Origin of the sequence: Pseudomonas sp. 86_A, from assembly GCF_017491705.1 — a bacterium.
GTDB classification, from domain to species: Bacteria; Pseudomonadota; Gammaproteobacteria; order Pseudomonadales; family Pseudomonadaceae; genus Aquipseudomonas; species Aquipseudomonas koreensis.
In genome coordinates, this window is record NZ_JAFGYS010000003.1 from 296,575 (window position 1) to 323,115 (window position 26,541).

Below are 26,541 nucleotides of genomic sequence, written 5' to 3' on the forward strand. Positions count from 1 at the left end.
GTGCTGCGGCAGTTTCACGATCCGCGAAAACCCTTATTCCGAACATTGTACGAGAGCCTTCCATGCCCCAATCCGCCCCCGTCATCCGCGCCCCAATCGCCCACAAGGCTGCCGGTGCCGACCCGTATGCCTGGCTGCAGGAGCGCGACACCGACGCGGTGCTCGACTACCTCAAGGCTGAAAACGCCTATCAGGAAGCACAGACCGCCGATCAGGCCGGCCTGCGCGAAAGCCTGTTCGAGGAGATCAAGGGCCGGATCCTCGAAACCGACCTGTCCCTGCCCTCGCCATGGGGCCCGTACCTGTATTACACGCGCACCACGGCGGGTGACGAATACGCCCGCCATTACCGCTGCCCGCGTCCGGCAGACGACAGCCTGACCCTCGACGAAAGCCGCGAACAACTGCTGCTCGACCCGAACGTGCTGGCCAACGGCGGGTTTTTCTCCCTCGGCGCGTTCAGCATCAGCCCCGACCACCAGCGTCTGGCCTACAGCGTCGATGCCTCGGGCGATGAGATCTACACGCTGTTCGTCAAGGAACTGGCCAATGACAAGGTCAGCGAACTGGAATTCGAGGATTGCGACGGCAGCATGACCTGGGCCAACGACAGCCTGACCCTGTTTTTTGCCGTACTCGACGACACCCATCGTCCGCACAAACTGTTTCGCTACCGCCTCGACGGCACCGCTGCCGAAGAAGTGTTCCATGAGCCGGACGGGCGTTTCTTCCTGCATTGCTACCGCTCCAGTTCCGAGCAGCAATTGCTGCTGACCCTGGGCAGCAAGACCACCACTGAAGTCTGGGCGCTGGATGCTCATCAGCCGCACCAGCCCTTCACCTGCCTGGCGCCACGGGTCGAGGATCATGAATACGATGTCGACCACGGCATGCTCGACGGCGCGTGGACATGGTTCATTCGCACCAACCGCGACGGCATCAACTTCGCCCTGTATCAGGCGCCGGACACCGGTATCGCGCCGAGCGAAGCCGACTGGCAGAACCTGATCCCGCACAGCGACACGGTGATGCTCGACGGCGTGACCCTCAACGCCGAAGCCATGACCCTGAGCCTGCGCGAAGGCGGTTTGCCGGTCATCGAAGTTCACCCGCAGGGGCTGACGCCGTATCGCGTGCAGTTGCCGGACGCGGCCTACAGCCTCTATGTGCAGAACAGCCTGGAGTTTGAAAGCGATCGCATTCGTCTGCGCTACGAAGCACTGAATCGCCCGGCCCAAGTGCGTCAACTGATCCTCGCCAGCGGCGAGCAAACCGTCCTGAAAGAAACCCCGGTGCTCGGCCCGTTCGACGCCGACGCCTACGTCAGCCAACGCCTGTGGGCCACCGCGCCGGACGGCACGCAGGTGCCGATCAGTCTGGTGATGAAACGCGAAATGCTCGGCAAGCCAGTGCCGCTGTACCTGTATGGCTACGGCGCTTACGGCTCGAGCCTCGATCCGTGGTTCTCCCACGCACGCCTGAGTCTGCTGGATCGCGGCATGGCCTTCGCCATCGCTCACGTACGCGGTGGCGGTGAGTTGGGTGAAGCCTGGTATCGCGCCGGCAAGCAGGAACACAAGCACAACACCTTCAGCGACTTCATTGCCTGCGCCGAATTCCTGATCCTCAACGGCATCACCACCGCCGAGAAACTGGCGATCAGCGGCGGCAGCGCGGGGGGCTTGTTGATTGGCGCGGTGCTGAACCAGCGCCCGGACCTGTTTGGCGTGGCGATTGCCGAAGTGCCATTCGTCGACGTGCTCAACACCATGCTCGACCCGGAGCTGCCGCTGACTGTCACCGAATACGACGAATGGGGCAATCCCGAAGAGCCGGACGTCTACGAGCGGATCAAGGCTTACGCGCCGTACGAAAACGTCAGCGCGCAGGATTATCCGGCCACCCTGGTGATCGCCGGCTACAACGACAGCCGCGTGCAGTACTGGGAAGCGGCCAAGTGGGTGGCAAAACTGCGCGCGACCAAGACCGACGACCATCTGCTGCTGCTCAAGACCGAACTCGGCGCCGGGCATGGCGGGATGAGCGGGCGTTATCAGGGATTACGTGACGTAGCGCTCGAATATGCATTCGTGTTCAAGGTTTTGGGCCTGGCCTGAGGAACTCCGTCGGTCACTTGGGTCTTAACTCCAGACCCAAGAGGCCGATATCACCCAGACCCCCTGTAGGAGCTGCCGAAGGCTGCGATCTTTTGATCTTGTCTTTCAAAAAATCAAAATCAAAAGATCGCAGCCTGCGGCAACTCCTACAGTGGAATGGTGTAAGCCTGGAATCAGTGAAAACAAAAAGACCGCAATGACATGTCAGAACCAACCCTACTGAACAACGAAATCCGCGACTGGCTGATGGATTGTGGCCTGTTCGATCAATTGCAGCTGGCGGACTTCGCGGCGGCCTCGGGCTATTTCAGCATCAGCACCGTGGCAGAGGGCGAAGCGATTTTCCGCGAGGGCGATGCCGGCAGCTTCATGTGCATCATCCACACCGGCCAGGTCGCCGTGCAGAAGACCGGGGCCGACGGCCAGGTCATCACCATGGCGACCCTGCGCAGCGGGCGGGCGTTCGGGGAAATGGCCGTGCTCGATGGCGAACGGCGTTCAGCCACCTGCATCGCGTCGAGCAGCTGTCAGTTGCTGAACCTGGGCAAGGACTCGCTGGAAAAAATGCTCAATGACGCGCCGAAGATCGCCGCCAAAATCATCCGCGCCCTCGCCGTGTCCCTGTCCAAACGCCTGCGCATGGCCGACGGCCAACTGGCGGCGCAGCAGATCTAGCCGCCGGGGGACTTGACCTTGGTGCCGCTCGGTTCGATACCCGGCACGGGTTGATCCTTGCTCGGCGGGCTGGGCATTTCGATCGGCACCAGCGGCGGACTGCCGCTGCCCGCGCCGGCCTTCGGCACACTGATCGGGGTGATTTGCGGATACGGCGTTGGCGTGGCGGTACCGGGCGACCCGGGTTGCGGCGTCGGGCTGACCGGAATGGTCTGTTGCGCCTGCACTGCAGTAATCGAGAGCGCGGCCAGGGCAATGACCGTTAGAATGGTGCGCTTCATCAAGGGCTCCGTTTGGCCTCTAGTCTGCGCTCAGGCTACTCCCAACGGGCCTGCTTGCCTTCCCCCTTGTAGAGATTTCCATGAAACGTTTCGTTCTGCTCGACACCACGCCGATCCCTGACAGCGGTGGCGCCCTGTGCCTGTTCGAGTATGGCGAGGATTTCGTCATCAAGATCCAGGGCGGCGACGGCGGGCAATTGATGAACACGCGCATGCACGGTTCCGAAGATGCGCTGGCCGAGATTCCCTGCCGCAAGGTCGCCGGCCGGCCAAATTCGCGGGTGCTGATCGGCGGCCTGGGCATGGGTTTCACCCTCGCCTCGGCGCTCAAGCATCTGGGCAAAAGCGCCGAAGTGGTGGTCGCCGAACTGGTGCCGGGCGTCGTCGAATGGAACCGTGGACCGCTGGGTGAAAAGTCCGGGCGACCCTTGCTCGACCCGCGCACGGTGATCCGTCAGGACGACGTGGCCAAGGTCCTGCAAAGCGAGCCGAACGGCTTCGACGCAATCATGCTCGACGTCGACAACGGCCCCGAAGGCCTGACCCAGAAGGCCAACAGCTGGCTGTATTCCGCCGCCGGGCTCAATGCCTGCGCCAAGGCCCTACGCCCTAAAGGCGTGCTCGCCGTATGGTCGGCCAGCGCTGACCGGCAGTTTTCCGACAAATTGAAGAAGGCCGGTTTCAAGGCCGAAGAAGTCCAGGTCTTCGCCCACGGCAACAAGGGCACTCGCCACACGATCTGGATTGCCGAGAAGCTCAAGGGCTGAGCTAAACTGGCGTCATAACCGTCATTAGTCTTTTTTACAAAGGTGAACCCATGAGTTCGTCCACCCCGACCAACACGTCGAAGCTCGATCGCATCCTTGCCGACAACCAGCGCGACAAGGAGATGGGCTACCGCGACAAGGCCCTGAAGATGTACCCGCACGTGTGTGGCCGCTGCGCCCGTGAGTTCTCCGGCAAGCGCCTGAGCGAACTGACCGTGCACCACCGCGACCACAACCACGACAACAACCCGCAGGACGGCTCGAACTGGGAGCTGTTGTGCCTGTACTGCCACGACAACGAACACTCGCGCTACACCGACCAGCAATATTTCGACGACGGCTCGCTGAGCACGCCGAAGATTGCCAAGGCGACGCATAACCCGTTTGCCGCCCTGGCCGGGTTGATGAAGAAAGAAGATTAAAAGCAAAAGATCGCAGCCTTCGGCAGCTCCTGCAGGGTGTACGCCATTCAACTGCAGGAGCTGCCGAAGGCTGCGATCTTTTGATCTTATCCCCGTATAATCGCCCTCTTTTTCCCGAAGGCACCCCGCTCGTGGCAGACAAACGTTACAGCTGCATTGGTTTGTACAACCCCAAGTCACCGGAGAACGTCGGTTCGGTGATGCGCGCCGCAGGCTGTTACGGCGTGGCGTCGGTGTTTTACACCGGCAAGCGTTATGAACGCGCCGCCGATTTCGTCACGGACACCAAGCGCGTGCACTACGACATCCCGCTGATCGGCATCGACGACCTGAAAAAGATCCTCCCGCTCAACTGCGTACCGGTCGCCGTGGAACTGGTCGAAGGCGCCCGCCCGCTGCCTGAATACACCCACCCGGACCGCGCGCTGTACATCTTCGGCCCGGAAGACGGTTCGCTGGACAAAGAGATCCGCGACTGGTGCGAAGACGTCGTGTACATCCCGACCACCGGCTGCATGAACCTCGCCGCCACGGTCAACGTCGTGCTCTACGACCGCATGGCCAAGGGCCTGAACACCCGTTCCGGGCCGAAATTCCGCTGAAACGTCGCACATCCGATGGAACGAGCTGGCCGCTGCGGCAGTCAGCTTATCTATCTATTGCACAATGCCTGGGAGACAGATCATGACCGAACTCAAACGTGTCCAACGTATCGAATCCACCCCGTTTCAGACCCACCCCGAGCAGAACGTCGAAGGCTGGGAGCGCATCGGCTCGCTGGCCGGTGGCGTGATCATGGTCGGCAAGGGCCTGCGCCGTGGCGGTGTGTTCGGTCTGATTCAGGTGGCGATCGGCGGCGTGGCGATGGCTCGTGGCATCACCGGGCACAGCTCGGTGAAAAGCCTGCTGGAGAAAAGCCGTCAGGACATGAACAACGTGCGGGCCAAGATCGAACGTGCCGGTGAAGAGCTGAGCCAGCTGAAAGCCAATGCCGAGGCGGCGACCCGCACCGCGACGGTGACCGGCAATGATTCGGTAAAGTCGCCGAAAGCTGGGGTTTGATGGTTTAAAAGCAAAAGATCGCAGCCTTCGGCAGCTCCTACAGGGAAAACGCATTCCACATGCAGGAGCTGCCGAAGGCTGCGATCTTTTGATCTTTACTGTAGTAACGCGCTATCAAGGACTTTGGAGGACTCGCCGAGAACACTCTCGGCCAGTTGCACAAACTCCTTGGTACTCACCGTCCCCAAATGCATCGCCCCGCGCAACACATCATCCAGCGAGCGCTTGTTGCGCGTCTTCAGGCGAATCTCGCGATCCAGCTCCTGCAGCACCATCACCGCTTTTGACAACTGCGCCGAGCTGATCTGCTCGCCGCGCAACGTCGTCACCTTCTGACTGTCCTTGGTCAACTTCGCCTGCAACGCCTGATACCGCTCATCGCTCATGCCGCCGGCGCGGCGCACCAGTTCGATTGCGTAGTACTCGGCAAACCCTTCGCTGATCCAGTCGCTGCGCTGCGCGTCATTGATGCGCCCGAACACCTGCGCCAGTTCGCGTACCAGCGCACTGCTGCCGCTCTCGCTGACCAGTGGTAGGCGCGTGTTGAGATAGATCGACTCGTGCGCACCGAGGCTGCCGCGCCACATCGGGTCGTTGGCGCCGACGATCAGCAGTTTTTTCGGATGCCGGGGATAGACCGCTTGCACCTGCGGCCAGACGAACGTCAGCAAGGTCAGCACATCCATGCGGCGCATGCCCTGCCCTTGCGGCGAAGCCACGGTGACTTCGGTTTCGCCCAGACGCGTGCGGCGGCTACCAAGGTGACCGGCGAGCATCCAGCCGGTCGGGCGATCGAACAGGCGTGAAGGGTTGTCGATGCGGAATGTGTTCTTGCCGATACGCGGCCAGGCGGTTTCGACGCTTTTCCAGCCGTTGGGCAACTCGAATTGCAGGCGTGACACCAGCTCGACGCCATCCTGCTGATCAAGCTTGGCCGGCGGCACCAGATCATCGCCGCGCAGCAGTGCCCAGCTCGGGGTCATGCGCGTGTCGAAACTGCCGTTCTTGCGCCCGTGGCTGATACGCACGCGGTAAGTCAGGCTGGCCTTGTCACTGGTCGGGCGCCAGACGCCCCGTGCGTTTTTGCCCGGGGTCAGCAGCCATTGGCCGTCGGCCTTGAAGTCGCTGTAATGGCTGCCGTCACCGAGGTCAAAATCGAGACTGCGCACCACCTCGCCTTTGGCCAGGGTCAGGCGCACTTCGGCCTGATCGCTTTGCGGCAACAGACGCACGTGGTAATCCAGATCGACCTTCTTCGCCGCCCACACCGGGGCGCTCAGCGTCAGCAGCGCCATCATCAACGCTCGCTGCAATCCGACAGCCATACACACTCCTTGGTAAAGCTTGAATCAGCAGGTATTCAGCCTGCGCGGAAAATCAGGTGATCTTCCCAGTCGTCCTCCGGCACGCTGCCTTCGGCAAGCATGCGCCCGGACTGGGAAATCCGTTCGTGGTGCACGGCGTCACGGTCGCCGCACACCAGGTGGTGCCACAACGGCAGATCCTTGCCTTCGCTGACCAGTCGGTAACCGCAGGTCGGCGGCAGCCATTTGAATTCTTCGGCCTGGCCCGGGGTGAGCTGGATGCAGTCCGGGACAAACTGGATGCGGTTCGGGTAGTCGCTGCACTGACAGGTTTTCAGGTCCAGCAGTTTGCAGGCGATGCGCGTGTAATAAACGCTATTGTCTTCTTCATCTTCGAGTTTCTGCAGGCAGCACAAACCGCAGCCGTCGCACAGCGATTCCCATTCCTCGTGATCCAGTTGATCGAGGGTTTTGCGTTTCCAGAACGGTTCGACTTTGGCGGCCATGGCTCAAGCATCAACATCAGGTGGTGAAAAGGCCGCCAGTCTAGTGCCCAAGGCCTTGTGGGCCAAGCGTTGGCGACTGTCGGTAAATCCCGCTTGTCAGGCGAATCGCCGCCCAGTAGGGTTTTGCCACGAAATCATGCCTCAAACACAGCCAGGAATCTTTCGATGAGTGCCAACCCTCGCGTTGCCGATTACGCCATTCACCCGCAATTCACCGATCGCTGGTCGCCCCGCGCCTTCACCGGCGAAGCGATCCCGGAAGAAACCCTGCTGAGCTTCTTCGAAGCCGCACGTTGGGCACCGTCGGCCTACAACTCGCAGCCGTGGCGTTTTCTCTATGCGCGTCGCGACACGCCAAACTGGGAGCGTTTTCTCGGCCTGCTGAATGAATTCAACCGCAGCTGGGCGCAGCACGCCTCGGCGCTGGTGATCGTGATTTCGAAAACCACCTTCACCGCCCCCGGCGCCAGCGAAGAAACCCCGGCGCTGTGGCACACCTTCGACACCGGTTCGGCCTGGGGCCATCTGGCGCTGCAGGCGAGCATCAGCGGCTGGCACACCCACGGCATGGCCGGTTTCGATCAGGAGCTGACCCGCAAAGAGCTGAACATTCCTGAAGGTTATGCGCTGCACGCGGCAGTCGCGGTCGGCAAGCTGGGTGACAAAGCCACTCTGGCCGAGTACCTGCAGGCCCGTGAAGCGCCAAGCCCGCGTCGTCCGCTGAGCGAGCTGGCGGCTGAAGGCGATTTCACCCTTTAAAAGCAAAAGATCGCAGCCTGCGGCAGCTCCTACATTGATCTCTGTAGGAGCTGCCGCAGGCTGCGATCTTTTGGTGACATCTCAATACCCGCGTGCGAAATCCACTTCCCCGCGCAACGCCTCTCCCGCCTGATACGCCTTAAGGTTCTCGACGAACAACCGCACCATCAACGCCGGCGACGTCGGTGCCGAACTGTGCCCGGTCAGCAGCAAGCCCCAGGCGGTCCAGAATGGATGGCGTTGTGGCAACGGCTCCTGACGGCAGACGTCGATCACCGCACCGGCCAGATGGCCTTCCTTCAAGGCTTCCACCAGATCCGCATCGACCACCGCCACGCCGCGCCCAACGTTGATGAACAACCCGGTCGGTTTGAATTGCTTGAACAGCGCCGCGTCGTAGATATCGTGGGTGTGCGCGGTGTTCGGCAGCAGGTTGACCACGTAATCGACCTCGCCTACCAGCCGTGGCAGATCGGCCATCGCACCGACTTCGACGAACGGTGCCTGCTCGCGCGCGCTGCTGGCGATGCCGTACAGCTCGACGCCGAACGGCAGCAGGAACTGCGCCACGCTCTGGCCGATATCGCCGGTGCCGACGATCAGCACCTTGCGCCCGACCAGACTCTGACCGGTGCGGTTATCCCACTTGCGCTCGACCTGGCTGACCAGCCGCGCCAGCACTTCACGTTCGTGGCCGAGCATGTAGGTCAGCACGTATTCGGCCATCACCTGACCGAAAATGCCCACCGCGCGGGTCAGGCGATAATCGCGGCGCAAACCGTCGGCGAGCAACGGCGTGATGCCGGCCCAGGTCGATTGCAGCCATTGCGGTTGATGGCCCTGACGCAACAGGGTCGCCAGCAGGTCCGGCTGCCCCAGCCACACCGGGCAATCGGCCGCCTGACGGGCCAGTTCGGCAGAGTCGCCACTGGTCAATACTTCAAGTTCGGGGGCCGCCTGACGCAGCAGCCGGGCGTACACCGCGTGGTCGTGTTCAGCAATCAGAACGCGCATCTTCAAACCTTTCGCAAACCGTGCAGGCAACCGCCGAAAGAGTCGCGCTCCTTCGTGGCGGTCGTCGCCGTAAAATCAGTTCCAGGGTGGCAAGAGGCCCAGAACAGGGCCTCGCAGATCAGACCGGGTCGTTGCGTCGCAGCAACTCTTCGGGCAAGTGTTCGATGTACTCGTCCTCGGCCGGCGGCATCTGCAGGTGATAGCCCTGCTTGTCGAGGTTTTCCAAGACCACAACGATGTCCTCGCTGGCCAGCTTGCGCTCGGGCGAGAGGACCAGATCGAAGGAGTGTTTCGGCTTGCCGAACGCCAGCATCAGTGGTTCGGGCACGCGCTCCAGAGCATCGCTCTTGAGCACATAAAGGTACATCCCGCTTCGCTTGGAGCTTTGGTAAATGGAGCAAATACGTTTCAAGGCTGTTCTCCGGCGGTGGCCAGGCTGTCGAGCAGCTTCTGGCCCATGAGTTCGCGGCGCCAGCCACGCAGCGACTCAGGCAATTGATAAGGACCCTCGGGGAAGCCGCTTTTGACCAGGGCTTCGAGGGTTTTCTTGCGCAGCATCAGTTCCGGGGCGATGCCCAGGCGTTCGGCCTCGACCTGGCCGAGGGCGCGCAGTTGTTTGATCAGCGCGGCGGCTTCGACCGGCAGAGGCTCCGGCACCGCCGGCGGCCATTGATCAGGCCCCACACTGCCAGAGCGCTTGATCAGATCAAGCAGAAATTGGCCGTCCTGACGCACGGTACGCGGGTGCATGTCTTCGATCTTGCCCAGCGCGGCGAGGTTGTCCGGTTGGGTGCGGGCCAGCGGCCACAGTGAATGCTCACGGACGATGCGGTTGCGCGGCAGATTGCGTGCGCGGGCTTCTCGCTCGCGCCAGGCGCACAGCTCACGTAATACCGCGAGTTGCGCGCGGGACAGTTTCCACGCCAGTTTGGCCTCGCGATAGACCTCGTACGGGTCGGTCTCGCGGCGCAGGTTAGCGACCAGTTCGGCGCCGTCCTCCAGCACCCAGGCGAACTTATCGTCGGACAGTTTCGGCCGCAGCTGGACGAAAACCTCCGCCAGATGCACCGCATCTTCAGCGGCGTAGCTGATCTGCGTGTCGGACAGCGGGCGCTGCAACCAGTCGGAACGGGTTTCGCCCTTGGGCAGTTCAATGCCCAGCACTTCCTGCACCAGCCGCGAATAGCCCATCGAGAACCCAAGGTTCAGGTAGGCCGCCGCCAGTTGCGTGTCGAACAGTGGCGCCGGCAGGCTGCCGGTCAGGCGCAGCAGCACTTCGAGGTCTTCGCTGCAGGCGTGCAGGACTTTGAGCACCGCCGGGTCTTCCAGCAACGCTGCCAGCGGTTGCCAGGCGTCGATGGTCAGCGGGTCGATCAGGTAGGCGCGCTTGCCGTCGCCAACCTGCAACAGGCCGGCAATCGGGTAGAAGGTGTCGACCCGCATGAATTCGGTGTCGAGGGCAACGAACGGCAGCTGCTGCCACTCGGCGCAAAACTGCGCGAGGCTTTCGTTGTCGCGAATCCAGTGAATATCGATGGCCACACGGCTCTCCCTTGAAGAATGGCGCGCAGTATATATCGCCGCCGGCGTTTTACGCGCCTGCGCTGGGCCAGAGCTGTAACGAAATGTCCTGCCTGAGAGAAAGAATAGTCTTACAGCGAGATTGGCAAGATTAATCCGGGTGTCCTGTGTGGGACCTGCCGAAGGCTGCGATCTTTTGACGTTGGTTTTTAAAAACAAGATCAAAAGATCGCAGCCTGCGGCAGCTCCTACACAGGGGAGAGTGTTATTTAGTTTTTAAATAGCACTGGGGAAATCTGATTTGCCGATACTTGCGCTGCGCCGCCTAATCGGCAGCCTCCGCAATCCAGAGTCTGCTGATGGAAAACGTTCGCGCCCCCGCTCGCCCCGCTGTCTGGCTGATGCTCGGCATCATGCTCGTCGCGCTCAATCTGCGCCCGGCCATGGCCGCCGTCGGCCCCTTGCTGTCGGCCATACGCGCTGACATTCCGTTGAGTTTCAGCCTGGCTTCGCTGCTGACCATGCTGCCGGTGATGGCCATGGGGCTGGCGATGTTTTTCGGCCTTGGCATCAGTCGGCGGCTGGGCGAGCAGCGCACGGTGATCCTGTCGCTGTTGATTATCGGGTTGGCCACGCTGTCGCGGCTGTGGCTCGATTCGGCGGCGCAATTGATTGGCAGCGCGGTGTTGGCCGGGATGGGCATCGCCCTGATTCAGGCGTTGATGCCGGTGCTGATCAAGTCACGCTTCCCCGACAACGTGGCGCTGTGCATGGGTTTGTATGTGACCTCGATCATGGGTGGCGCCGCGCTGGCCGCCTCGTTTGCGCCATTGGTGGGGGTGCAGACCGGTAGCTGGCGCATCGGGCTGGCAATCTGGGCGGGGCTGGCCGTGCTCGCGTTGCTGGTCTGGTGGACACAACCGGCCGCGTCATCCAAACCGAACACGCCGGCAGGAAAACCATCATTCTTCGGCAATTCCCGCGCCTGGCTGCTCGCCATCTTCTTCGGCTTGGGCACGGCGTCCTACACCTGTGTACTCGCCTGGCTGGCGCCGTACTACGTGGAACAAGGCTGGAGCGAACAGCACGCCGGCCTGCTGTTGGGTTTTCTGACGGCCATGGAGGTGATTTCCGGGTTGCTGACGCCGGCCATCGCCAACCGCAGCCGTGATCGTCGGGTGATTCTGGCAACGTTGCTGTTGATGATCATTGGCGGTTTCTGCGGACTGATCCTCAGCCCACAACACCTGAGCCTGCTGTGGCCATGCCTGCTGGGGCTGGGCATTGGCGGGCTGTTCCCGATGAGCCTGATCGTCTCGCTCGATCACCTCGACAACCCACAGCGTGCCGGAAGCCTGACCGCCTTCGTGCAAGGCATCGGCTATTTGATCGCCGGGCTTTCGCCGCTGCTGGCGGGCATCCTCCGCGACCGCCTCGGCAGCTTCGAATGGGCCTGGTGGTCGCTGATGGCAGTAATGGTCGTGATGTTGTTGATGGTGTTGCGCTTCGACCCACGGCAGTACGCCCGCTACATTCGCTGAACCCAAATGTCATCGCCGGGCTAGAGGCCTCTTGCCATCTTTGTCCGGTTTATTTCGCGACGTCGTGTTGCTAAAAGTTTCTGTCCCACAACCGACATTGAATCGTCCTACAGGGCTTTGTCCTGGCACCATCGTTCCGCTACGATCATGCGCACACGTTTGCGCGGATTCAGCGCAAGGAGCACAGCGAGACGGAACGGATGCTGAACAGTAACTTGCTTCGAAAGCTCGACATGCAGGACCTCATGGTATTTATCGCCGTGTATGAGCAAAGCAGCGTCACGGACGTCTCCGAGACGTTGTGCGTCAGCCAGTCCACCGTCAGTTACTGCCTGAAAAAATTGCGCACCAGCTTCGAAGACGAACTGTTCATCAACACCCGCACAGGCATGCGCCCCACCTACAAGGCCGGCACCATGTACGGCCACGTGCAGAAAATCCTCGAAAGCATCAACCTGTGCCACGCCGGCGCCCCGACGTTCGATCCGACCCAACAAGCCGTGACCTTCAATATCTGCGCCCCGGAATATTTCGAGCAACTGGTGTTGCCGCGTCTGTTGAAGCGGTTTGACTTCGACGATTTGCCGGTGATGGTCAACATGCACAAGTTCGAGACCGACGTCCCCGCCGACGAACTGCGCGACGGCAGCCTCGACCTGGTGATCTGTTTCGGCCCCAACTTCCACCGCAGCCACACCGACCTCAAGTCGCGGATGCTGCTGGAGGACGACCTGGTCTGTGTCTTCGACAAGCGCGCCACGCCGCTGGAACCGCGCCTGAGTCTGCAGGCCTTCACCGAACGGCGGCACGTGTTCCCGACCCCGTGGACCTCCACCACCAACATGGTCGACGGCTGGCTGGCGCGTCAGGCGCAGAAACGGCAGATCGTCGCGCGCTCCAACAGCTACAGCGCGGCGCTGAAAATGATCACTGGCACCGACTTCATCCTCACCCTGCCCCGGCGCATCCAGCGTCTGCTGACCAACGATGCGGTGTTCAACCACTGTGAAGCGCCGAACGGCTTGCCGGGGTTCACCCTCGATATGCAGTGGAGCCAGGCCGCCGATCAGGACAGCGCCAACCTCTGGCTGCGCGAACAGGTGATCAAGGTGTGCAGTGAGCTGGCAGCCGCCTGAATCCTACACGCCGATGGCGGTCTTGGTGTAGGAGTCGCGGTCGATATCGAGCAACTCCACGCACAACTGCACTTCAACCCCGGCCGGCCACTCGCACAGATCCTGCAATACCGTCAGCAGGCTCTCCGAGAGCTGCTTCTTGATCTGTGGCGAACGACCGCTGAGCAGCGCCAGCTTCACGTGGACAAAGCCGCGCTCGCCCATCCCGGTACCGACCTTGAAGGTCTCGACCTTCACCGCCCGGCTCTTGATGTCGAACTCCGCCGCGAACTGACCGGAACCCACCAGGGTATTGTTGAGCCGGATCAACGCCACGTCGGCGTTCAACTGCGGCAGGTTGGCGGTGTATTCCATGTGCAGGTGTGGCATGGGGTGCTCCAGTCAGTCGGCAGAAAAGTCGTACGTATACCACAGCATCGGCCTACTCTCCTGCGGGTTTTTCTGACGCTGTCGAGGTTAACGTCTGACGCACAGACAAGGTTTCCCAGAGCGCCACCAGCACCACGATCGCCGTGGTCAGCGCCCCGAGCATCAGCGCCGAAAACCAGTGATTCAACGCCAATGGCAGCGCCAGTGTGAGCAACACCAGCCCCGCCACATGCGACAGCGGCGGCAGCGGTCGGTCGGACATGACCCACTTGAACAGCGCATTGCCCAACAGGAACAGCCAGGGTCCGCCCACGATCACCAGAATGCCGGCATCGGTGGCGTGATCCGGGTGCACCAGCACCAGTTCGTCGGCTACTGCGCTGACAATCACCCCGGCGACGATCAGCACGTGCAGGTAGGTGTAGGCAATCCGCGCCTGCCGCCCGGGATCGCTCGAATGCGCAATGCGGTGATGCGCACGCTCGGCACCGCTGTCGAAATACACCCACCACATACCGATGCTGCCCAGCACCGCCACCAGAAAGGCGATGACCGCGGTCACGCTCAGTGTCAGCTCGGCGAACGTCGCCCCGGTGACCAACAACGATTCCCCGAGGGCGATGATCACGAACAATGCGCAGCGCTCGGCCATGTGATTGCCTTCGACGTTCCAGTCGCTCAACGACGAACGCCCCAGCCCCGGCACCCAGAAATACAGCGAAGGTGACACCAGCTCGATCAACAGCGCCAGCGCCCAACACCACAGTCGCTGCTGCCCGTCGAGAAATGCCCCGGCGATCCAGAACACTCCGGAGAACATCAGCCACGCCAGGATGCGCTGGAAATTGCGGGTCATGCTCAGCGATTCGCCGCGCACCGCCCAGATCGCGAACAGCGTGCGCCCGACCTGCATGAACACGAACGCCGAGGCAAACATCAGCCCGCGCTCGGTGAAAGCCTTGGGGATCGATGACGACAACAACAGGCCGGCGATCATCAACCCGAACAAGCCCAGGCGGATCGGCAGTTTTTCCGGGTCGAGCCAGTTGGTGATCCACGAGGTGAAGATCCACACCCACCACACCGCGACCATCAGCAAAGCCACCTGCACGGCGCCCAGAACCGACAAATGTGCGAGCAGCGAATGCGATAACTGGGTCACGGCGAACACGAACACCAGGTCGAAAAACAGCTCGACCATGCCAACCTTGCCACTGTCGAGACTGCCGCGCCCACGCAGCAACGAACGGGAAATGCTCATCGGACAGGTCTCCGCCGGGGTCATTGCCATTGAGCAAAGCAGGCGGAGCAGACGAACGCAACACCCTTGTAGGAGTGAGCCTGCTCGCGATGGCGTCGTGTCAGACAACATCAATGTCGGCTGACACACCTCATCGCGAGCAGGCTCACTCCTACAGGAGATTGGTGTTGGGCATCAGGGCGCGGTCAGTGGCCGTTCACTCATGAACGCCTCCAGCCGCGAACGCAGCCAGCGCTCGGCCGGATCGCTGTCGACATGGCTGAGCCAGACCATCGACAGATCCAGCATCGGGGTCTTGAACGGGAACGGTTCCTTGAACAGCCGGCCAGAAGCGGCCATGGCTTCGGCGGTGTAGTCCGGCAGGCTGGCGATCAGGTCGGTGCCCGCGAGCAACGCCGGCAATGCGCTGTATTGCGGCACCGACAGCACCACATGACGGGTGCGGCCAATTTCCGCCAGCCATTCATCGGCGTAACCGCTGATGTTGGCGGTATGGGACACCAGCACGTGCGGTCGTGAGCAATATTCGTCGAGGGTCAGCGGTGAATCCGAGGCGTCGGCGCGCAGGATGCTCGGCTGAATATGCCGCAGCAGTTTGCGCTTGGCATTGGCCGGTAAACCTCGGGTCTGGCTGATGCCGACGGTGATGTCGCCGGCGGCCAGCAGATCAGGGATTCGCCAGTAATCGACGTGCTGCACCACGAACACCACGCTCGGAGCCTCTTGGCGCAGCGCCCGTAACAGCGGTGGCAACAGGCCGAATTCGACGTCATCAGACAGGCCTATGCGAAACGTCATGTTGCTCACGGCCGGGTCGAAATCGTGGGTCAGGCTCAGGGCCACCGACAACGAGTCGAGGGCCGGCGACAGGTATTTGAACAGCTCTTCGGCGCGGGCGGTTGGCTCCATGCGATGGCCGACGCGGATGAACAGCGGATCATTGAACATCGCGCGCAAGCGATTGAGCGCCGAGCTGATGGTCGGCTGGCCGAGAAACAGCTTCTCCGCCGCCCGGGTCACGTTGCGTTCGAGCATCAAGGTTTCGAACACCACCATCAGGTTGATGTCGGCCTTGCGTAGTTCATTTCGATTCATCCATTGCCCCCGATCCCCAGACTGCCGGCAGTGTATGAAGTCCTGGGGACTGGCGTCTATCAGACGATTGGCCGTTTGTTCGACAATTTCACTGCACCGTCAGGGTTTTCAAGCCCAGCCCCATGACACGCGCATCGTCATTGAACCCGAGTTGTTTCGGGCTGACGGCATCAGGCAGGTGCAGACGGACATGCAGATACTCTTCGGCGGCCTGCGCCGCACTGAGCGGAATGTCCAGCCGATTGCCCTGCACCTGGGTCAGACGCGACGAATATGCCTCCACGCCATTGATGCTGACGATCACCCGCTGACTGAGGTTCGGCGGCATGGCAAACGCCAGGGCATCGATCACGATCGCACGCGCGCCGGGAGCGACGCGCAGCAACAGTTCCGCGTCCTGCCCTTCACTCCACGTACCCCAGGCTTCCGGCAGGGACCAGCCCTTGACCAATTGTCGAGTGCTGCGATTGAACGTCTGCACCAGCCCCGGCTGGCTCAAAGGAATCGTCGACATCTTCCGGCCCTGGTCGACCATCGTCAGGCATTGATCACAGCGTTTCCAGCCCGGCGCCAAGACGACAAAGTCGTCGACTCGGGTCAACAGATCGGTATCGCTGTGAACGCTCTTCACCGCCTGGTCCAGCGCGTCGTCATCGAGGATGTACAGCGAATCGGTATCGTACTGCCCGCTGGCGAGCTGGTTTTGCGTGGTGCGCAGCAGCTTGTCCAGCGCTTTGGGGCTTGTACGCCCCAGGTAAGCCGCGTCGGTTTTCAGCCCGTGGGTGGCGGCGAAATCGGCGATTGCCTGCCACTGATCCGGCTGATTTTTCGGTGTCACGGCACGGATGCTCTTGTAATGCGCCGCTGCACTGTCCCAGAACGGATCACGCATCGGGCTGACCCAGGCGGCAGCTTCCGGGACCATTTTCGCGGCTTTCAAGCCGGCCCAGGCAATCCGGGTATCGCTGACTTGCACCACCAGCGCCAGCGCCAGCAGGCCTATGGCGATACGCGGCCGATAACCGCGCACCACCAAATAAGTGAGCAAAATCACGATGGCGTAAAACACCGGCCAGAACATGCGTCCTGAAGCACGAAAAATACTCGCCACACGCAGGGCGAATTTTGGCAGCGGATAGCCGAATGTCTGCAGGCCGAAACCGATCTGATTCGACAGGGCGAACAGCGTCAATCCGATGAACGCCAACAACAGGAACGGGCGGCTGCACAACAACGCCTTCAACGAGATACCACTTCTGTACCAGGCGATTGCCGCCAATGGCACCAGCAACAGGACACCCAGCCCCAGGTAGTTGAAGCCTTCGTAATCGCCGGCACCCTTGGGGATGCCCGGCAAGATAAACGACCAGCCGTCTGCATCCACCAGAGACAGCAGGTTCATTCGATAAAAACCGAAACCGCCGCCCGCCGCGCCATCGGTAATACTGAAATAACCCGCCTGCCAGCAACACACGCTCACCAGCGCGAACAAACCGCCCAGCTCGATCAGGACCTGACGGCGACTGAGCTTGCCAGCCCACAATTTGCCGAACAGATCCGCCACCCAGATCAGCGCCACCATGCCCAACAGGTAAGCGTGAACCAGCGCCGTCACGGCGAGCAATGCACCCCACGCCAGACGTCGGCGCTGCAATGCCGGATGCAATGCCAGATACAACGCCGCGAGAATCAGGAAGTGCCCGACCAGCGAAAGATGCCCGCCGGTACGCAGAAACATCGGCGGCGAAAACACCAGGAGCCCGGCGCCGAGCAGGCGCAACACGGGGTTGTCGGTGATCAGGCCGAGCAGCTTCCAGCCAAACCAGGCCTGCAGAACGAAACACAGCAACAACCACATTCCGAAATACTGAAACGGCTCCGGCAGCCACGCGCTGAACGGTTTGAACAGCAGCGCCAGCAGCGGGTTGGAGTCGGAAAAAATGATCGAGCTGCCCAGTTCCATCCCGTAGGACGGGTTCAGCCCGAGGGGAAAGGTCCAGGGTGAATGGCGAAAGAATACCCATCCCAGGTAATGCGTCGCCGGATCACCGTCCTTGAGCCAGGCAATGTTTTGCGGGTCGAGGGCACGCGGGCCAATCACCAGAAAAAACGCCAGCGCGCCCAACAGGATTGGCAACAGCGCCAAGGCCGGATGCTTGTTCGAACCCGTCATCGATACGTCCAGAAGTTATGCAGCACAAAGGTAAACGCCGGAATGATCAGCGCCACGGCGCCGATGCCCAGCAAATAGTGCAGTCCGGCGAGCTGCGCCGCCCACGCGACGAACATCGCCAGCAAAAAACCGCCGAAGGACACCAGCATGAAGCGCGCCAACGTTCTGCCATGCAGCCGGGCGGAAAAACTCCAGGTGGTGTTGATCACGTAGGACACCACCGTCGCCACGGCAAATGCCACACCGTTGGCCAAGGGCGGCTGCGGGGTCACGAAGTTGATGAACAGCACCGCTATCAGCGCATGCAGGGCGGTGACGAACAAACCGGTCACGGCAAAGCGCAAACCGCGCTGAATCAACGCCGATCTGTCGGCTGAGGTCACGGTTTGCGCGCCAGCACAAACACGCTCAGACCGGCCAGGCGATTCATGCCCATCAGCGGCAGTTCAAGGCTGCAGAGAGTCTTGAGCACGCCGTTGACCAGCGGATGATGGCGCTTGAGCTGAGACTGCGGCGCGGCGGCCTGTGGCCCTTTGGGCAGCAGACGCAACGCTGCCGCAATCGGAAACACCGCACCGAAATAGTAGGCACCGCGCTGCACGGTCAAACCGGCATCACGGGCCAGGGTTTCAAACTGCGGCAGGGTGTAGCGGCGCTTGTGTTCGAGGAAATCATCGTGCCCGCTCCAGAGGAACTGGAACGCCGGCACCGTCATCAGAAAACGACTGCCGGACGGCACTTTATCGACGTAAGCCTTGAGCAGGCCGAGGTCGTCGTCGACATGCTCCAGCACGTCCATGAGCAGCACCAGATCCGCATCGATGGCCTCGATATCACGGCGGTAATGCACCGGTTTGCCGGCGGTAGTGGCGTCCGAATCGGCGGGGTAGCTGATGTCGACGCACCACGCTTCCTGCGCAGCGGTCTGGGTCAGTAGATGGTGGGAAAAAAATCCCGAGCCGGCGCCCACGTCGAGAATCCGTGTGATCGGTGCATCACCGAGCAGACGACGAGTCGCAGCGGCCTTGGAGCAGTAATACCAATGCTCGCCGATGCTGTCGCCGAGAATGTCGGTTTCCTTGAGATCCATGTTTCAGTCCTTGGGGTCGTAGACGCGACGCACCAGAAAAACCGGTCGGCGTTTGGATTCGATATACGTGCGGCCTAGGTACTCGCCGAGCACGCCGATGCCGATCAACTGCAGGCCGCCGAGAAACGTCACGGCCACCATCAGCGAGGCATAACCGGGCATGTCGACACCGTGGATCAGCGTGCGCACGACGATAAAAATGGCAAAGGCAAAAGAGACCAGCGAGACCATCGCCCCGATGTAAGTCCAGATGCGCAGTGGTTCGGTGCTGAAACTGGTGATGCCTTCCAGGGCGAAATTCCACAGCCGCCAGCCGTTGAACTTGCTCTCCCCGGCCACACGTTCAGGCCGCTCGTAATCAACGTGGGTTGTACGAAACCCGACCCAGGCGAACAGGCCCTTCATGAAGCGCCGGGACTCGGGCAGAGTCAGCAAGGCATCGACTACACAACGGTCCATCAGGCGAAAATCACCGACGTTTTCCGGCAGCGGTTGCTCGGCGATCTTGTTGTGCAGGCGGTAGAACCAGTGGGCCGAAGTCTGCTTGGCCCAGGTGTCGCTGCGACGGCTGATGCGATGGCCGAGCACCACTTCGTAGCCCTCGCGCCAACGCTCGATCATGTGCAGGATGACTTCGGGCGGGTCCTGCAGGTCGGCGTCGATGGGGACGACGATCTGCCCGGTGGCGATCTGCAAACCCGCAGACAGCGCCGCCTCCTTACCGAAGTTGCGACTCAGGTCGACGATGCGCAAACGCGAGTCCTGCCGCTGACGCTCCAGCAACCGCTCAAGCGTGGCATCGGTACTGCCGTCATTGATGAACACCAGCTCCAGAGCAATCGAGGTCTGGTGCTGGAAGACTTCATCGATGCGCAGGATGAACGCATCGAGACTGTCCTCCTCGTTAAAAACCGGGACAACCAGCGATAACGTGACCCGTGTGGCCTGTGCCGTTCCATGCTCAGTCAAGGGAATGCTCTTTTTATAGTGTTTGTCGGTCGTCGAAACATTTTCGACGCCATGAGCCGTCCCGTATTAAGCAGTAGCGTGGAAGGCCTTGCAAGGCGCAAATGGCGACATTTTGGCCAATCCAGACGCCAATGCGTGCGCTCTAGCCCGCACGTCTTGGGAAACATCTGCCAACGATTGGAAACAAATGCCCGATAGCGAAAAAAACTCGCTCCGCTAGGCTTGCGTCGATGCGCCACACAGGTTGTCGCAAACACCATCGCAAGGAGCGAACTGAATGTATTTCGAGATCTACCGCCAATCCCGAGGCACCCCGAGCACCGGCAAAGGCCAATGGCGCTGGAGGCTGAGGGCGGGTAACCATGAAACGATCGCCAGTGGCGAGTCGTATGTGAACAAGGCGGATTGTTTGCATGTGATCGAGTTGATCAAAGCGGTGCAGGGCGAAACGCCAGTGAAGGAAATCTGACCCCGCCAGTCGCTATAGCGCGGTTTCCTACAGCCTCTTCCTTTTTTGCCTGCACCACTGGCGAAGCACTTTTGCGCCCCTACGCTGTTCAGCGTACGGGGCCATTCAGCCCCTGTTGCGCCACATAACATTCCCCCCAAAAAAGGAGCTGCACCATGGCGAGAGACAAAGCGAAAGACGACGAGCACTTCAACTGCACCCAAACGCACGAAGCCGACTACGTCGTCAGCCTCTACCCGCACGCCAAGGATGAAGTGAGAACCTTCCTGACCACGGCTTGCAAGGACAACACGCTGCGCAACTCGACGCACAAGGAAGTGTATGACCTGATCAAACAGAAACTGGGGCACTCGCAGCCGTGAGTGACTGAAGCGGGTGTTCGATAAACCCCGCAGAAACATAAAAGCCCCGCAGCTTCTCAGCTACGGGGCTTTTTGCTCTGATCAAGAACGACGTGCATAAGACGTCGCTGCCCCACTCAAGAATTAAGTTAGGCGTGGGCCTCTCGGTCAAGAACATCCGCAACCCACTGATTAATGCTTTTTTGAGCCAATTGCGCTTTTACGGCGACAGTCGCATGAAGAGCTGGCGCCAAGCGCAGACTGAGATTGCCCGAATAAGGCTTTTGCGGGGCCCGACCCAGTTTGGCGCAGGTCTCCAAATAGTCGGTAACAGCCTCTTCAAAAGCTGATCGAAGCTCTTTTACAGATTCGCCGTGAAAACCTACAACATCCTTGATCCCTGCGATATGGCCAACAAAAAGACCGTCTTCATCGCTATATTCAATTCGGGCGGCATACCCGTTGTAATTCATCACGTTCATGGAGTAACTCCTGCTTGTTCAAGAAAAGCCCGAGCATCACGAACCTGATAGGGCTTTGCTTCTTTATCTGGGTGAGGTCGGTGGAACGTGGCGACCACACCTCTCAATTCAAATCGAACTCGCGAACCATGGCCTTCCACGGTTTTTGCTCCGGCCGCGTTGAAAAGAGACTCGATGCGCGCCCATTCCAATGTAGAGGGTGTGGGTCGTGAAAATATAGCTGCGAGCGTACCGAGCTGTTTGTTGTTCATAGTATTACACCATGATACCGCGCAGGAAAAATTGGCAACTGCGATTCATATCGCTGACCCGTGAAGCGCCCCTTGTGAACAAGCGGAAGGAGCCGCTTTCAGAATTGAAAAGCAGCGTCTTCTTGTCCTGATTCCAGTGTGGATCGGGCGACGCAAGTCAGGATAAGGAGTGATTTGAAACAGAGCTGTAGGCAGACTCCGAGACTTACGTATGAACCGGCATCAATCGACTTATTTTCCAGTTGTCGACTTTTCAACCTCGGGTTCAAGCGAAAGGATTTGCTGATTGCTCAAACACAGCAGAAACAAAAAAGCCCCGCAGCTTCTCAGCTACGGGGCTTTTTCTATGTATGGCGGAGAGATAGGGATTCGAACCCTAGGTACCGGTGAAGGTACAACGGATTTCGAATCCGTCCCATTCGGCCACTCTGGCATCTCTCCAACGGCGCGCATCATAACAACACTTTTACCGAAAGCAAACCCTCTTTCGAAAATTTCTCCGTGCTATCAGATGCTTGCGTCGATTAAAGCGGTACACCCAGACGATTGGCGACTTCTTCGTAGGCTTCGATGACGTCACCGAGGCCCTGGCGGAAGCGGTCCTTGTCCATCTTCTTCTTGGTGTCCTTGTCCCACAGACGGCAGCCGTCCGGGCTGAACTCGTCGCCCAGGACGATGGAGCCGTCGCTGAACACACCGAATTCAAGCTTGAAGTCCACCAGCAGCAGGCCGGCGTCGTCGAACAGTTTGCTCAGGACTTCGTTGACCTTGAGCGACAGTTCTTTCATGCGCGCCAGTTGCTCGGCGGTGCCCCAGCCGAACGCCACGACGTGGGATTCGTTGATGAACGGGTCGCCCTTGGCGTCGTCCTTCAGGAACAGCTCGAAGGTGTACGGGTTGAGCTTCATGCCCTCTTCGACGCCCAGACGCTTGACCAGGCTGCCGGCGGCGTAGTTACGCACGACGCACTCGACCGGGATCATGTCCAGCTTCTTCACCAGGCACTCGTTGTCGCCCAGCAGTTTGTCGAATTGGGTCGGAATGCCGGCCGCTTCGAGTTTCTGCATGATGAAGGCGTTGAACTTGTTGTTCACCATGCCTTTGCGGTCGAGCTGCTCGATGCGCTTGCCGTCGAACGCCGAGGTGTCGTTGCGAAACAGCAGGATCAAGCGGTCAGCGTCGTCGGTCTTGTAAACCGATTTGGCTTTGCCGCGGTAGAGTTCTTCACGTTTTTCCATGATGGGCTCCGCTTGCTAAGTAGATGGGCTAGGCGATATGGCGCCAGTCGAGCCCTGAATCTTGATCGGCCAGTTGCAGCCAGTCCGGGTCGCACCCGAGGGTGTCGACGAAACATTGCCGGGCCAGCTGCGGCAGGTTGTTCTTGCTGCTCAGGTGGGCGAGAACCAGATGCTGCAGGCCCTGCCACCCCAACTCGGCCACCAGGAATGCCGCCTGATGGTTGTTCAAATGTCCCAGCTCGCCGCCCACCCGCTGCTTGAGAAAGTAGGGGTAATGACCACGCGCCAGCATGTCGCGGCAATGGTTGGACTCGATCATCAATGCATCGAGATCCCGATAGCCGTCCAGCACCCGCTCGCAGTAGGAACCCAGGTCGGTCAGCAGGCCGAAGCGCCGCTGCTCGTTATCACTGAATACGTACTGGGTCGGCTCCTGCGCATCATGGGCCACGGCAATGACCCCGATGCTCAGTGCGCCGATCTGCAACTGCTCGCCGCCGGCCAGAAAGCCTGCGGGTTCGATCGGTTTGCGCATCCCGCGCAGTGTGCCGCGACTGAGGTAGACCGGCAGATTGTAGCGCCGAGACAGCAAACCCACGCCATGCACGTGGTCGGCATGTTCGTGGGTTACGAGTATCGCGCTCAGTTGCGCCGGGTGCACACCCAGGCGCAACAGGCGTTTTTCGGTTTCCCGCAGGGAAAAACCACAATCCACCAGCACGTACGTATCAGCGCTGGCGATCAGCGTGCCGTTCCCTTGGCTACCGCTGCCGAGAACGGCAAAGCGCATGTGATCAGCCCAGGTTGTCCTGAATCACGCTCAACACTTTGCGGGCCACATCGGCCGGCGCAACGGTATTGATGTTCTTCTCGACGGTTACCTGAACGTTTTCACCGACCTTGCTCAGGCGAACCTGATAACGCTCGGCGCGGGCTTCAACTTCTTCCTTGGTCGGCGCACTGCCGAACAGGCTGCTGAAGAAACCAGGCTTGTCGTCTTTCTTCTCGGCTTTTTCGGCCAGGTTGATGTAGTACAGGCCCAGGCTGCGGTTGATGTCTTCAACGCGCCACTGACCTTGCTCCAGTGCACGACCGACGCTCGACCAGGCACGATCCAGGTCCGGACCGACGTTCAGTACCGGGTTGCCGCTGCCGTCTTCGCTGAGGCTGACACGGCTTGGGGTATCGAAATCGCGCGAAGCCAGCATCGACACCGAACCGCCCTTCTCGGCGATCCGGCTCATGCTCGCGAGCATGTCGTCGACCAGTGCTGCATCCAGGCCAGTGTTGACCGAGCGGTTGGTGAAATCGACGTCGGCAGTGCTGCCGGCAGGACGCTCGGCGCTGACCACGTAGATTTCACTGGTGTTGCGCTGCACGCCTGGCTCGATGCGCACCCGCACGCGGGTTTCGCTGTCGGCGCCGACGCCGGCTGCGCTCAGGCGCTTGGCCATGGCCGCGGACAGTTCGTCGGAGTGCTGCCAGGTGGTGGTGAACTCGCCGGTTTGCGGGCGCTGTTCATCCAGACGGAAACCGTTGTCCTGGAAGAACTGCACCGCCACTGGCCAGACTTCGGCCGGTGGGTGCTGGGCCACGACCCAACGCGAGTCACCGCTCTTCTGCAGCGAGTAGTCGCTGGCATCGGCAACCGCCGTCAGCGGTTGCGGACGCGGCACCACGTATTCGCCCTTGGCTGTGTCATCGGCCACGTTGCGCGGGATCGGCAACAGCGGATCCAGACGCTTGGAGGTGCTGACGTTCGGTGGCAGTTGCATCGGTGCAGTCTGTTGCGCTTCCAGGTAATCGCTACCACGGTCACGGAAATAACCTTCCGGGCCCCAGACCCATCCGCAGCCACTGGTGCTGGAGATAATCAAGGCAAGTGCGGAAAGTCCGGCCATTCGCTTCATGCGTTGTACTTCCTCAATTAAACCAGGACGCTGCACTGGCGCAGGGCCGTGCGAAGCGTTTCATGACAAGGAGCGCTCAGCCAGGTCAACGGCAGGCGGATGCCTTCGTGCATCAGGCCCATTTCGACCAAAGCCCATTTCACCGGAATCGGGTTGGCTTCGATGAACAGATCCTTGTGCAACGGCATCAGTTTTTCGTTGATCGCCCGTGCGATCTCGGCGTCGCCCTTCAGCGCCGCCTCGCACAGGTCAGCCATTTCGCGCGGGGCGACGTTGGCGGTCACGGAAATGTTGCCTTTGCCACCCAGCAGGATCAGTTCGACGGCGGTCGGATCATCGCCGGACAGCACGATGAAGTCCTTGCTCACGCCGTCGATGATGGCTTTGGCGCGTTTCAGGTCGCCGGTGGCTTCCTTGATGCCGATGATGTTCGGCACGGTGGACAGGCGAATCACGGTCTCGGCCTGCATGTCGCAGGAGGTGCGGCCGGGAACGTTGTAGAGAATCTGTGGAATGTCGACCGCTTCGGCAATGTGCTTGAAGTGCTGGTACAGGCCTTCCTGGGTCGGCTTGTTGTAGTACGGCACGACCAGCAGGCAGGCGTCGGCGCCGGCTTCCTTGGCGTTGCGGGTCAGTTCGACGGCTTCGCGGGTCGAATTGGCGCCAGTACCGGCGATTACCGGGATGCGCCCGGCAACCTGCTTGACCACGGCTTTGATGACGGCGATGTGTTCTTCTACATCAAGCGTCGCCGATTCGCCGGTGGTACCGACCGCGACAATGGCATGGGTGCCGTTTTCAAGGTGGAAGTCCACGAGTTTTCGGAGGCTGTCCCAGTCAAGACGCCCTTGTGCATCCATGGGTGTGACCAGTGCCACCATACTGCCCCGAATCATGAAAACGCTCCTGCCGGAAAAAGAGAGCGGTAATGGTACTGGCGCCAAGATGCTTGCACAAGCGAAGTACTGCGCCGCCATTCCCCTTGGCGTCGGTTTTCGCTACCCTTCAGACTTTGATCGGTACCGATCAGCTTGTACGCCGGGTTCCAGTCTCCCTTTTCGGCCTCCCAGGTCCCGTTCCAGCGTCGCTGCGGCACGCTCCACTATTATTGGAGCGAATTGCGAGCCGTGGCCCGGGGCTTTGTGAATCGGCACACGCAGACGCATCCCGACGTTCAACGCCCATCGACCTACCGACCGCTCATCGCTTTAGGAATGCTGCATGTCCACCCCCACAGTTCGCGAACAATTCCTTGTCATCAGTGCCCTCGGCGCCAACCCCATGGAGCTGACTAACGTCCTGTGCCGCGCCAGCCATGAAAATCGCTGCGCCGTCGTCACCTCCCGCCTGACCCGCCACGGCGAGTGCAGTGCCCTGGTGCTGGAGATCTCCGGTAGCTGGGATGCCCTGGCCCGCCTCGAAGGCAGCCTGCCGACTCTGGCCAAGCGTCACGCCTTTACCGTCAATGTGGTGCGCAGTGCGGCGCTGGAAAATCGCCCGCAGGCGCTGCCGTACGTGGCTTACGTCAGCTCGGCGTATCGCCCGGACATCATCAATGAGCTGTGCCAGTTCTTCATGGACCACAACGTCGAGCTGGAAAACCTGACCTGCGATACCTATCAGGCCCCGCAGACCGGCGGCACCATGCTCAACGCCACATTCACCGTGACGCTGCCGGCCGGCACCCAGATCAGTTGGCTGCGCGACCAGTTCCTGGATTTCGCCGACGCGATGAACCTGGATGCCCTCATCGAGCCTTGGCGCCCACAAAACCCAATGTAAGGAAGC

General features: G+C 60.7%; 31 protein-coding genes and 1 tRNA gene. 12 read left to right on the plus strand and 20 right to left on the minus strand.

Annotated features, from left to right (window positions below):
• Positions 1 to 62 precede the first annotated feature (62 nt).
• Together J5M57_RS06935 and J5M57_RS06940 are read left to right on the plus strand one after the other, a co-directional pair.
• Positions 63 to 2,117, plus strand: a complete 2,055-nt coding sequence (locus J5M57_RS06935) for a S9 family peptidase (RefSeq protein ID WP_207848273.1) — start codon at positions 63 to 65, stop codon at positions 2,115 to 2,117.
• Between the two features lie 201 nt (positions 2,118 to 2,318).
• Entirely contained in the window at positions 2,319 to 2,792 is a 474-nt protein-coding gene (locus J5M57_RS06940; protein WP_169841053.1) for a cyclic nucleotide-binding domain-containing protein, read from the plus strand.
• On the opposite strand, the gene J5M57_RS06945 is transcribed toward J5M57_RS06940, so the two are convergent.
• The gene (locus J5M57_RS06945; protein ID WP_083366691.1) at positions 2,789 to 3,073 is read right to left on the minus strand and encodes a hypothetical protein; all 285 of its coding nucleotides are present in this window, start codon (positions 3,071 to 3,073) and stop codon (positions 2,789 to 2,791) included. The genes J5M57_RS06940 and J5M57_RS06945 overlap by 4 nt on opposite strands.
• A gap of 80 nt (positions 3,074 to 3,153) precedes the next feature.
• On the opposite strand from J5M57_RS06945, the gene J5M57_RS06950 reads away from it, so the two are divergent.
• The 4 genes from J5M57_RS06950 (at position 3,154) to J5M57_RS06965 (ending at position 5,324) form a co-directional block, all read left to right on the plus strand.
• Positions 3,154 to 3,840, plus strand: coding sequence for a hypothetical protein (locus J5M57_RS06950; protein ID WP_041070327.1), 687 nt, complete (start codon positions 3,154 to 3,156; stop codon positions 3,838 to 3,840).
• 50 nt (positions 3,841 to 3,890) lie between these two features.
• Positions 3,891 to 4,262 (plus strand): YajD family HNH nuclease, encoded by a 372-nt coding sequence (locus J5M57_RS06955; RefSeq protein WP_064586446.1) that lies wholly within the window; start codon positions 3,891 to 3,893, stop codon positions 4,260 to 4,262.
• A gap of 131 nt (positions 4,263 to 4,393) precedes the next feature.
• Positions 4,394 to 4,864: an RNA methyltransferase gene (locus J5M57_RS06960; protein ID WP_007911337.1), complete on the plus strand. Its 471-nt coding sequence runs from the start codon at positions 4,394 to 4,396 to the stop codon at positions 4,862 to 4,864.
• An 82-nt stretch (positions 4,865 to 4,946) separates the two neighbouring features.
• The gene (locus J5M57_RS06965) at positions 4,947 to 5,324 is read left to right on the plus strand and encodes a DUF2892 domain-containing protein (RefSeq protein WP_207848274.1); all 378 of its coding nucleotides are present in this window, start codon (positions 4,947 to 4,949) and stop codon (positions 5,322 to 5,324) included.
• A 95-nt stretch (positions 5,325 to 5,419) separates the two neighbouring features.
• Here J5M57_RS06965 and J5M57_RS06970 read toward each other — a convergent pair whose 3' ends face one another.
• Positions 5,420 to 6,649: a hypothetical protein gene (locus tag J5M57_RS06970; protein ID WP_207848275.1), complete on the minus strand. Its 1,230-nt coding sequence runs from the start codon at positions 6,647 to 6,649 to the stop codon at positions 5,420 to 5,422.
• Positions 6,650 to 6,684: 35 nt separating this feature from the next.
• On the minus strand, positions 6,685 to 7,134 hold the full coding sequence (locus J5M57_RS06975) for a YcgN family cysteine cluster protein (protein ID WP_064586443.1): 450 nt from the start codon (positions 7,132 to 7,134) through the stop codon (positions 6,685 to 6,687).
• Between the two features lie 165 nt (positions 7,135 to 7,299).
• Here J5M57_RS06975 and J5M57_RS06980 point away from each other — a divergent pair, with 165 nt between their 5' ends.
• Complete coding sequence (locus J5M57_RS06980) at positions 7,300 to 7,893, plus strand: nitroreductase family protein (RefSeq protein ID WP_207848276.1); 594 nt, start codon at positions 7,300 to 7,302, stop codon at positions 7,891 to 7,893.
• A gap of 81 nt (positions 7,894 to 7,974) precedes the next feature.
• Here the strand turns inward: J5M57_RS06980 and J5M57_RS06985 are convergent, their stop codons facing one another.
• From J5M57_RS06985 to rnd, 3 genes are all read right to left on the minus strand, one after another.
• On the minus strand, positions 7,975 to 8,907 hold the full coding sequence (locus J5M57_RS06985; RefSeq protein ID WP_207848277.1) for a D-2-hydroxyacid dehydrogenase: 933 nt from the start codon (positions 8,905 to 8,907) through the stop codon (positions 7,975 to 7,977).
• A gap of 118 nt (positions 8,908 to 9,025) precedes the next feature.
• Positions 9,026 to 9,319 carry a YcgL domain-containing protein gene (locus tag J5M57_RS06990; protein ID WP_047598109.1) on the minus strand — a complete coding sequence of 98 codons (294 nt, stop codon included), beginning with the start codon at positions 9,317 to 9,319 and terminating at the stop codon, positions 9,026 to 9,028.
• A complete protein-coding gene (rnd, locus tag J5M57_RS06995) occupies positions 9,316 to 10,449 on the minus strand; it encodes a ribonuclease D (protein WP_169841058.1) in 1,134 nt (377 codons plus the stop codon). The genes J5M57_RS06990 and rnd overlap by 4 nt, the downstream gene beginning before the upstream one ends.
• Positions 10,450 to 10,787: 338 nt before the next feature.
• Here rnd and J5M57_RS07000 point away from each other — a divergent pair, with 338 nt between their 5' ends.
• Positions 10,788 to 11,969 carry a cyanate transporter gene (locus J5M57_RS07000; protein WP_207848278.1) on the plus strand — a complete coding sequence of 394 codons (1,182 nt, stop codon included), beginning with the start codon at positions 10,788 to 10,790 and terminating at the stop codon, positions 11,967 to 11,969.
• Between the two features lie 200 nt (positions 11,970 to 12,169).
• Positions 12,170 to 13,105, plus strand: a complete 936-nt coding sequence (locus J5M57_RS07005) for a LysR family transcriptional regulator (protein WP_064586438.1) — start codon at positions 12,170 to 12,172, stop codon at positions 13,103 to 13,105.
• A 3-nt stretch (positions 13,106 to 13,108) separates the two neighbouring features.
• On the opposite strand, the gene J5M57_RS07010 is transcribed toward J5M57_RS07005, so the two are convergent.
• From J5M57_RS07010 to J5M57_RS07040, 7 genes are all read right to left on the minus strand, one after another.
• Positions 13,109 to 13,474, minus strand: coding sequence for a 5-carboxymethyl-2-hydroxymuconate Delta-isomerase (locus J5M57_RS07010; RefSeq protein ID WP_207848279.1), 366 nt, complete (start codon positions 13,472 to 13,474; stop codon positions 13,109 to 13,111).
• A 52-nt stretch (positions 13,475 to 13,526) separates the two neighbouring features.
• Positions 13,527 to 14,735: a low temperature requirement protein A gene (locus J5M57_RS07015; protein WP_169841061.1), complete on the minus strand. Its 1,209-nt coding sequence runs from the start codon at positions 14,733 to 14,735 to the stop codon at positions 13,527 to 13,529.
• Between the two features lie 174 nt (positions 14,736 to 14,909).
• Positions 14,910 to 15,830, minus strand: a complete 921-nt coding sequence (locus tag J5M57_RS07020; RefSeq protein ID WP_007963299.1) for a LysR substrate-binding domain-containing protein — start codon at positions 15,828 to 15,830, stop codon at positions 14,910 to 14,912.
• Positions 15,831 to 15,918: 88 nt separating this feature from the next.
• Positions 15,919 to 18,003: a DUF6311 domain-containing protein gene (locus J5M57_RS07025; protein ID WP_207848280.1), complete on the minus strand. Its 2,085-nt coding sequence runs from the start codon at positions 18,001 to 18,003 to the stop codon at positions 15,919 to 15,921.
• Entirely contained in the window at positions 18,000 to 18,386 is a 387-nt protein-coding gene (locus J5M57_RS07030) for a GtrA family protein (RefSeq protein ID WP_064586434.1), read from the minus strand. The genes J5M57_RS07025 and J5M57_RS07030 overlap by 4 nt, the downstream gene beginning before the upstream one ends.
• The gene (locus tag J5M57_RS07035) at positions 18,383 to 19,093 is read right to left on the minus strand and encodes a class I SAM-dependent methyltransferase (protein ID WP_169841063.1); all 711 of its coding nucleotides are present in this window, start codon (positions 19,091 to 19,093) and stop codon (positions 18,383 to 18,385) included. The genes J5M57_RS07030 and J5M57_RS07035 overlap by 4 nt, the downstream gene beginning before the upstream one ends.
• A 3-nt stretch (positions 19,094 to 19,096) precedes the next feature.
• Positions 19,097 to 20,062: a glycosyltransferase family 2 protein gene (locus J5M57_RS07040; protein ID WP_169841064.1), complete on the minus strand. Its 966-nt coding sequence runs from the start codon at positions 20,060 to 20,062 to the stop codon at positions 19,097 to 19,099.
• A gap of 277 nt (positions 20,063 to 20,339) precedes the next feature.
• Here J5M57_RS07040 and J5M57_RS07045 point away from each other — a divergent pair, with 277 nt between their 5' ends.
• Both J5M57_RS07045 and J5M57_RS07050 read left to right on the plus strand, forming a co-directional pair.
• Entirely contained in the window at positions 20,340 to 20,531 is a 192-nt protein-coding gene (locus J5M57_RS07045; RefSeq protein WP_064119674.1) for a DUF1508 domain-containing protein, read from the plus strand.
• 155 nt (positions 20,532 to 20,686) lie between these two features.
• The gene (locus tag J5M57_RS07050) at positions 20,687 to 20,893 is read left to right on the plus strand and encodes a hypothetical protein (RefSeq protein ID WP_207848281.1); all 207 of its coding nucleotides are present in this window, start codon (positions 20,687 to 20,689) and stop codon (positions 20,891 to 20,893) included.
• Positions 20,894 to 21,021: 128 nt separating this feature from the next.
• Here the strand turns inward: J5M57_RS07050 and J5M57_RS07055 are convergent, their stop codons facing one another.
• From J5M57_RS07055 to dapA, 7 genes are all read right to left on the minus strand, one after another.
• The gene (locus J5M57_RS07055; RefSeq protein WP_047598089.1) at positions 21,022 to 21,354 is read right to left on the minus strand and encodes a type II toxin-antitoxin system HicB family antitoxin; all 333 of its coding nucleotides are present in this window, start codon (positions 21,352 to 21,354) and stop codon (positions 21,022 to 21,024) included.
• The gene (locus tag J5M57_RS07060; RefSeq protein WP_207848282.1) at positions 21,351 to 21,605 is read right to left on the minus strand and encodes a type II toxin-antitoxin system HicA family toxin; all 255 of its coding nucleotides are present in this window, start codon (positions 21,603 to 21,605) and stop codon (positions 21,351 to 21,353) included. Before J5M57_RS07060 ends, J5M57_RS07055 begins: the two co-directional genes overlap by 4 nt.
• Before the next feature lie 351 nt (positions 21,606 to 21,956).
• Positions 21,957 to 22,046, minus strand: a tRNA-Ser gene (locus J5M57_RS07065).
• 83 nt (positions 22,047 to 22,129) lie between these two features.
• Positions 22,130 to 22,843: a phosphoribosylaminoimidazolesuccinocarboxamide synthase gene (gene purC / locus J5M57_RS07070; RefSeq protein WP_007963288.1), complete on the minus strand. Its 714-nt coding sequence runs from the start codon at positions 22,841 to 22,843 to the stop codon at positions 22,130 to 22,132.
• Positions 22,844 to 22,871: 28 nt separating this feature from the next.
• Complete coding sequence (locus J5M57_RS07075; RefSeq protein ID WP_169841072.1) at positions 22,872 to 23,633, minus strand: MBL fold metallo-hydrolase; 762 nt, start codon at positions 23,631 to 23,633, stop codon at positions 22,872 to 22,874.
• A gap of 4 nt (positions 23,634 to 23,637) precedes the next feature.
• On the minus strand, positions 23,638 to 24,753 hold the full coding sequence (gene bamC / locus J5M57_RS07080) for an outer membrane protein assembly factor BamC (protein ID WP_064586429.1): 1,116 nt from the start codon (positions 24,751 to 24,753) through the stop codon (positions 23,638 to 23,640).
• Positions 24,754 to 24,770: 17 nt separating this feature from the next.
• A complete protein-coding gene (gene dapA, locus J5M57_RS07085; protein WP_207848283.1) occupies positions 24,771 to 25,649 on the minus strand; it encodes a 4-hydroxy-tetrahydrodipicolinate synthase in 879 nt (292 codons plus the stop codon).
• 325 nt (positions 25,650 to 25,974) lie between these two features.
• Between dapA and J5M57_RS07090 the strand changes: the two genes are divergently transcribed.
• Positions 25,975 to 26,535: a glycine cleavage system protein R gene (locus J5M57_RS07090; RefSeq protein WP_007963284.1), complete on the plus strand. Its 561-nt coding sequence runs from the start codon at positions 25,975 to 25,977 to the stop codon at positions 26,533 to 26,535.
• The last annotated feature ends 6 nt before the right edge of the window (positions 26,536 to 26,541 follow it).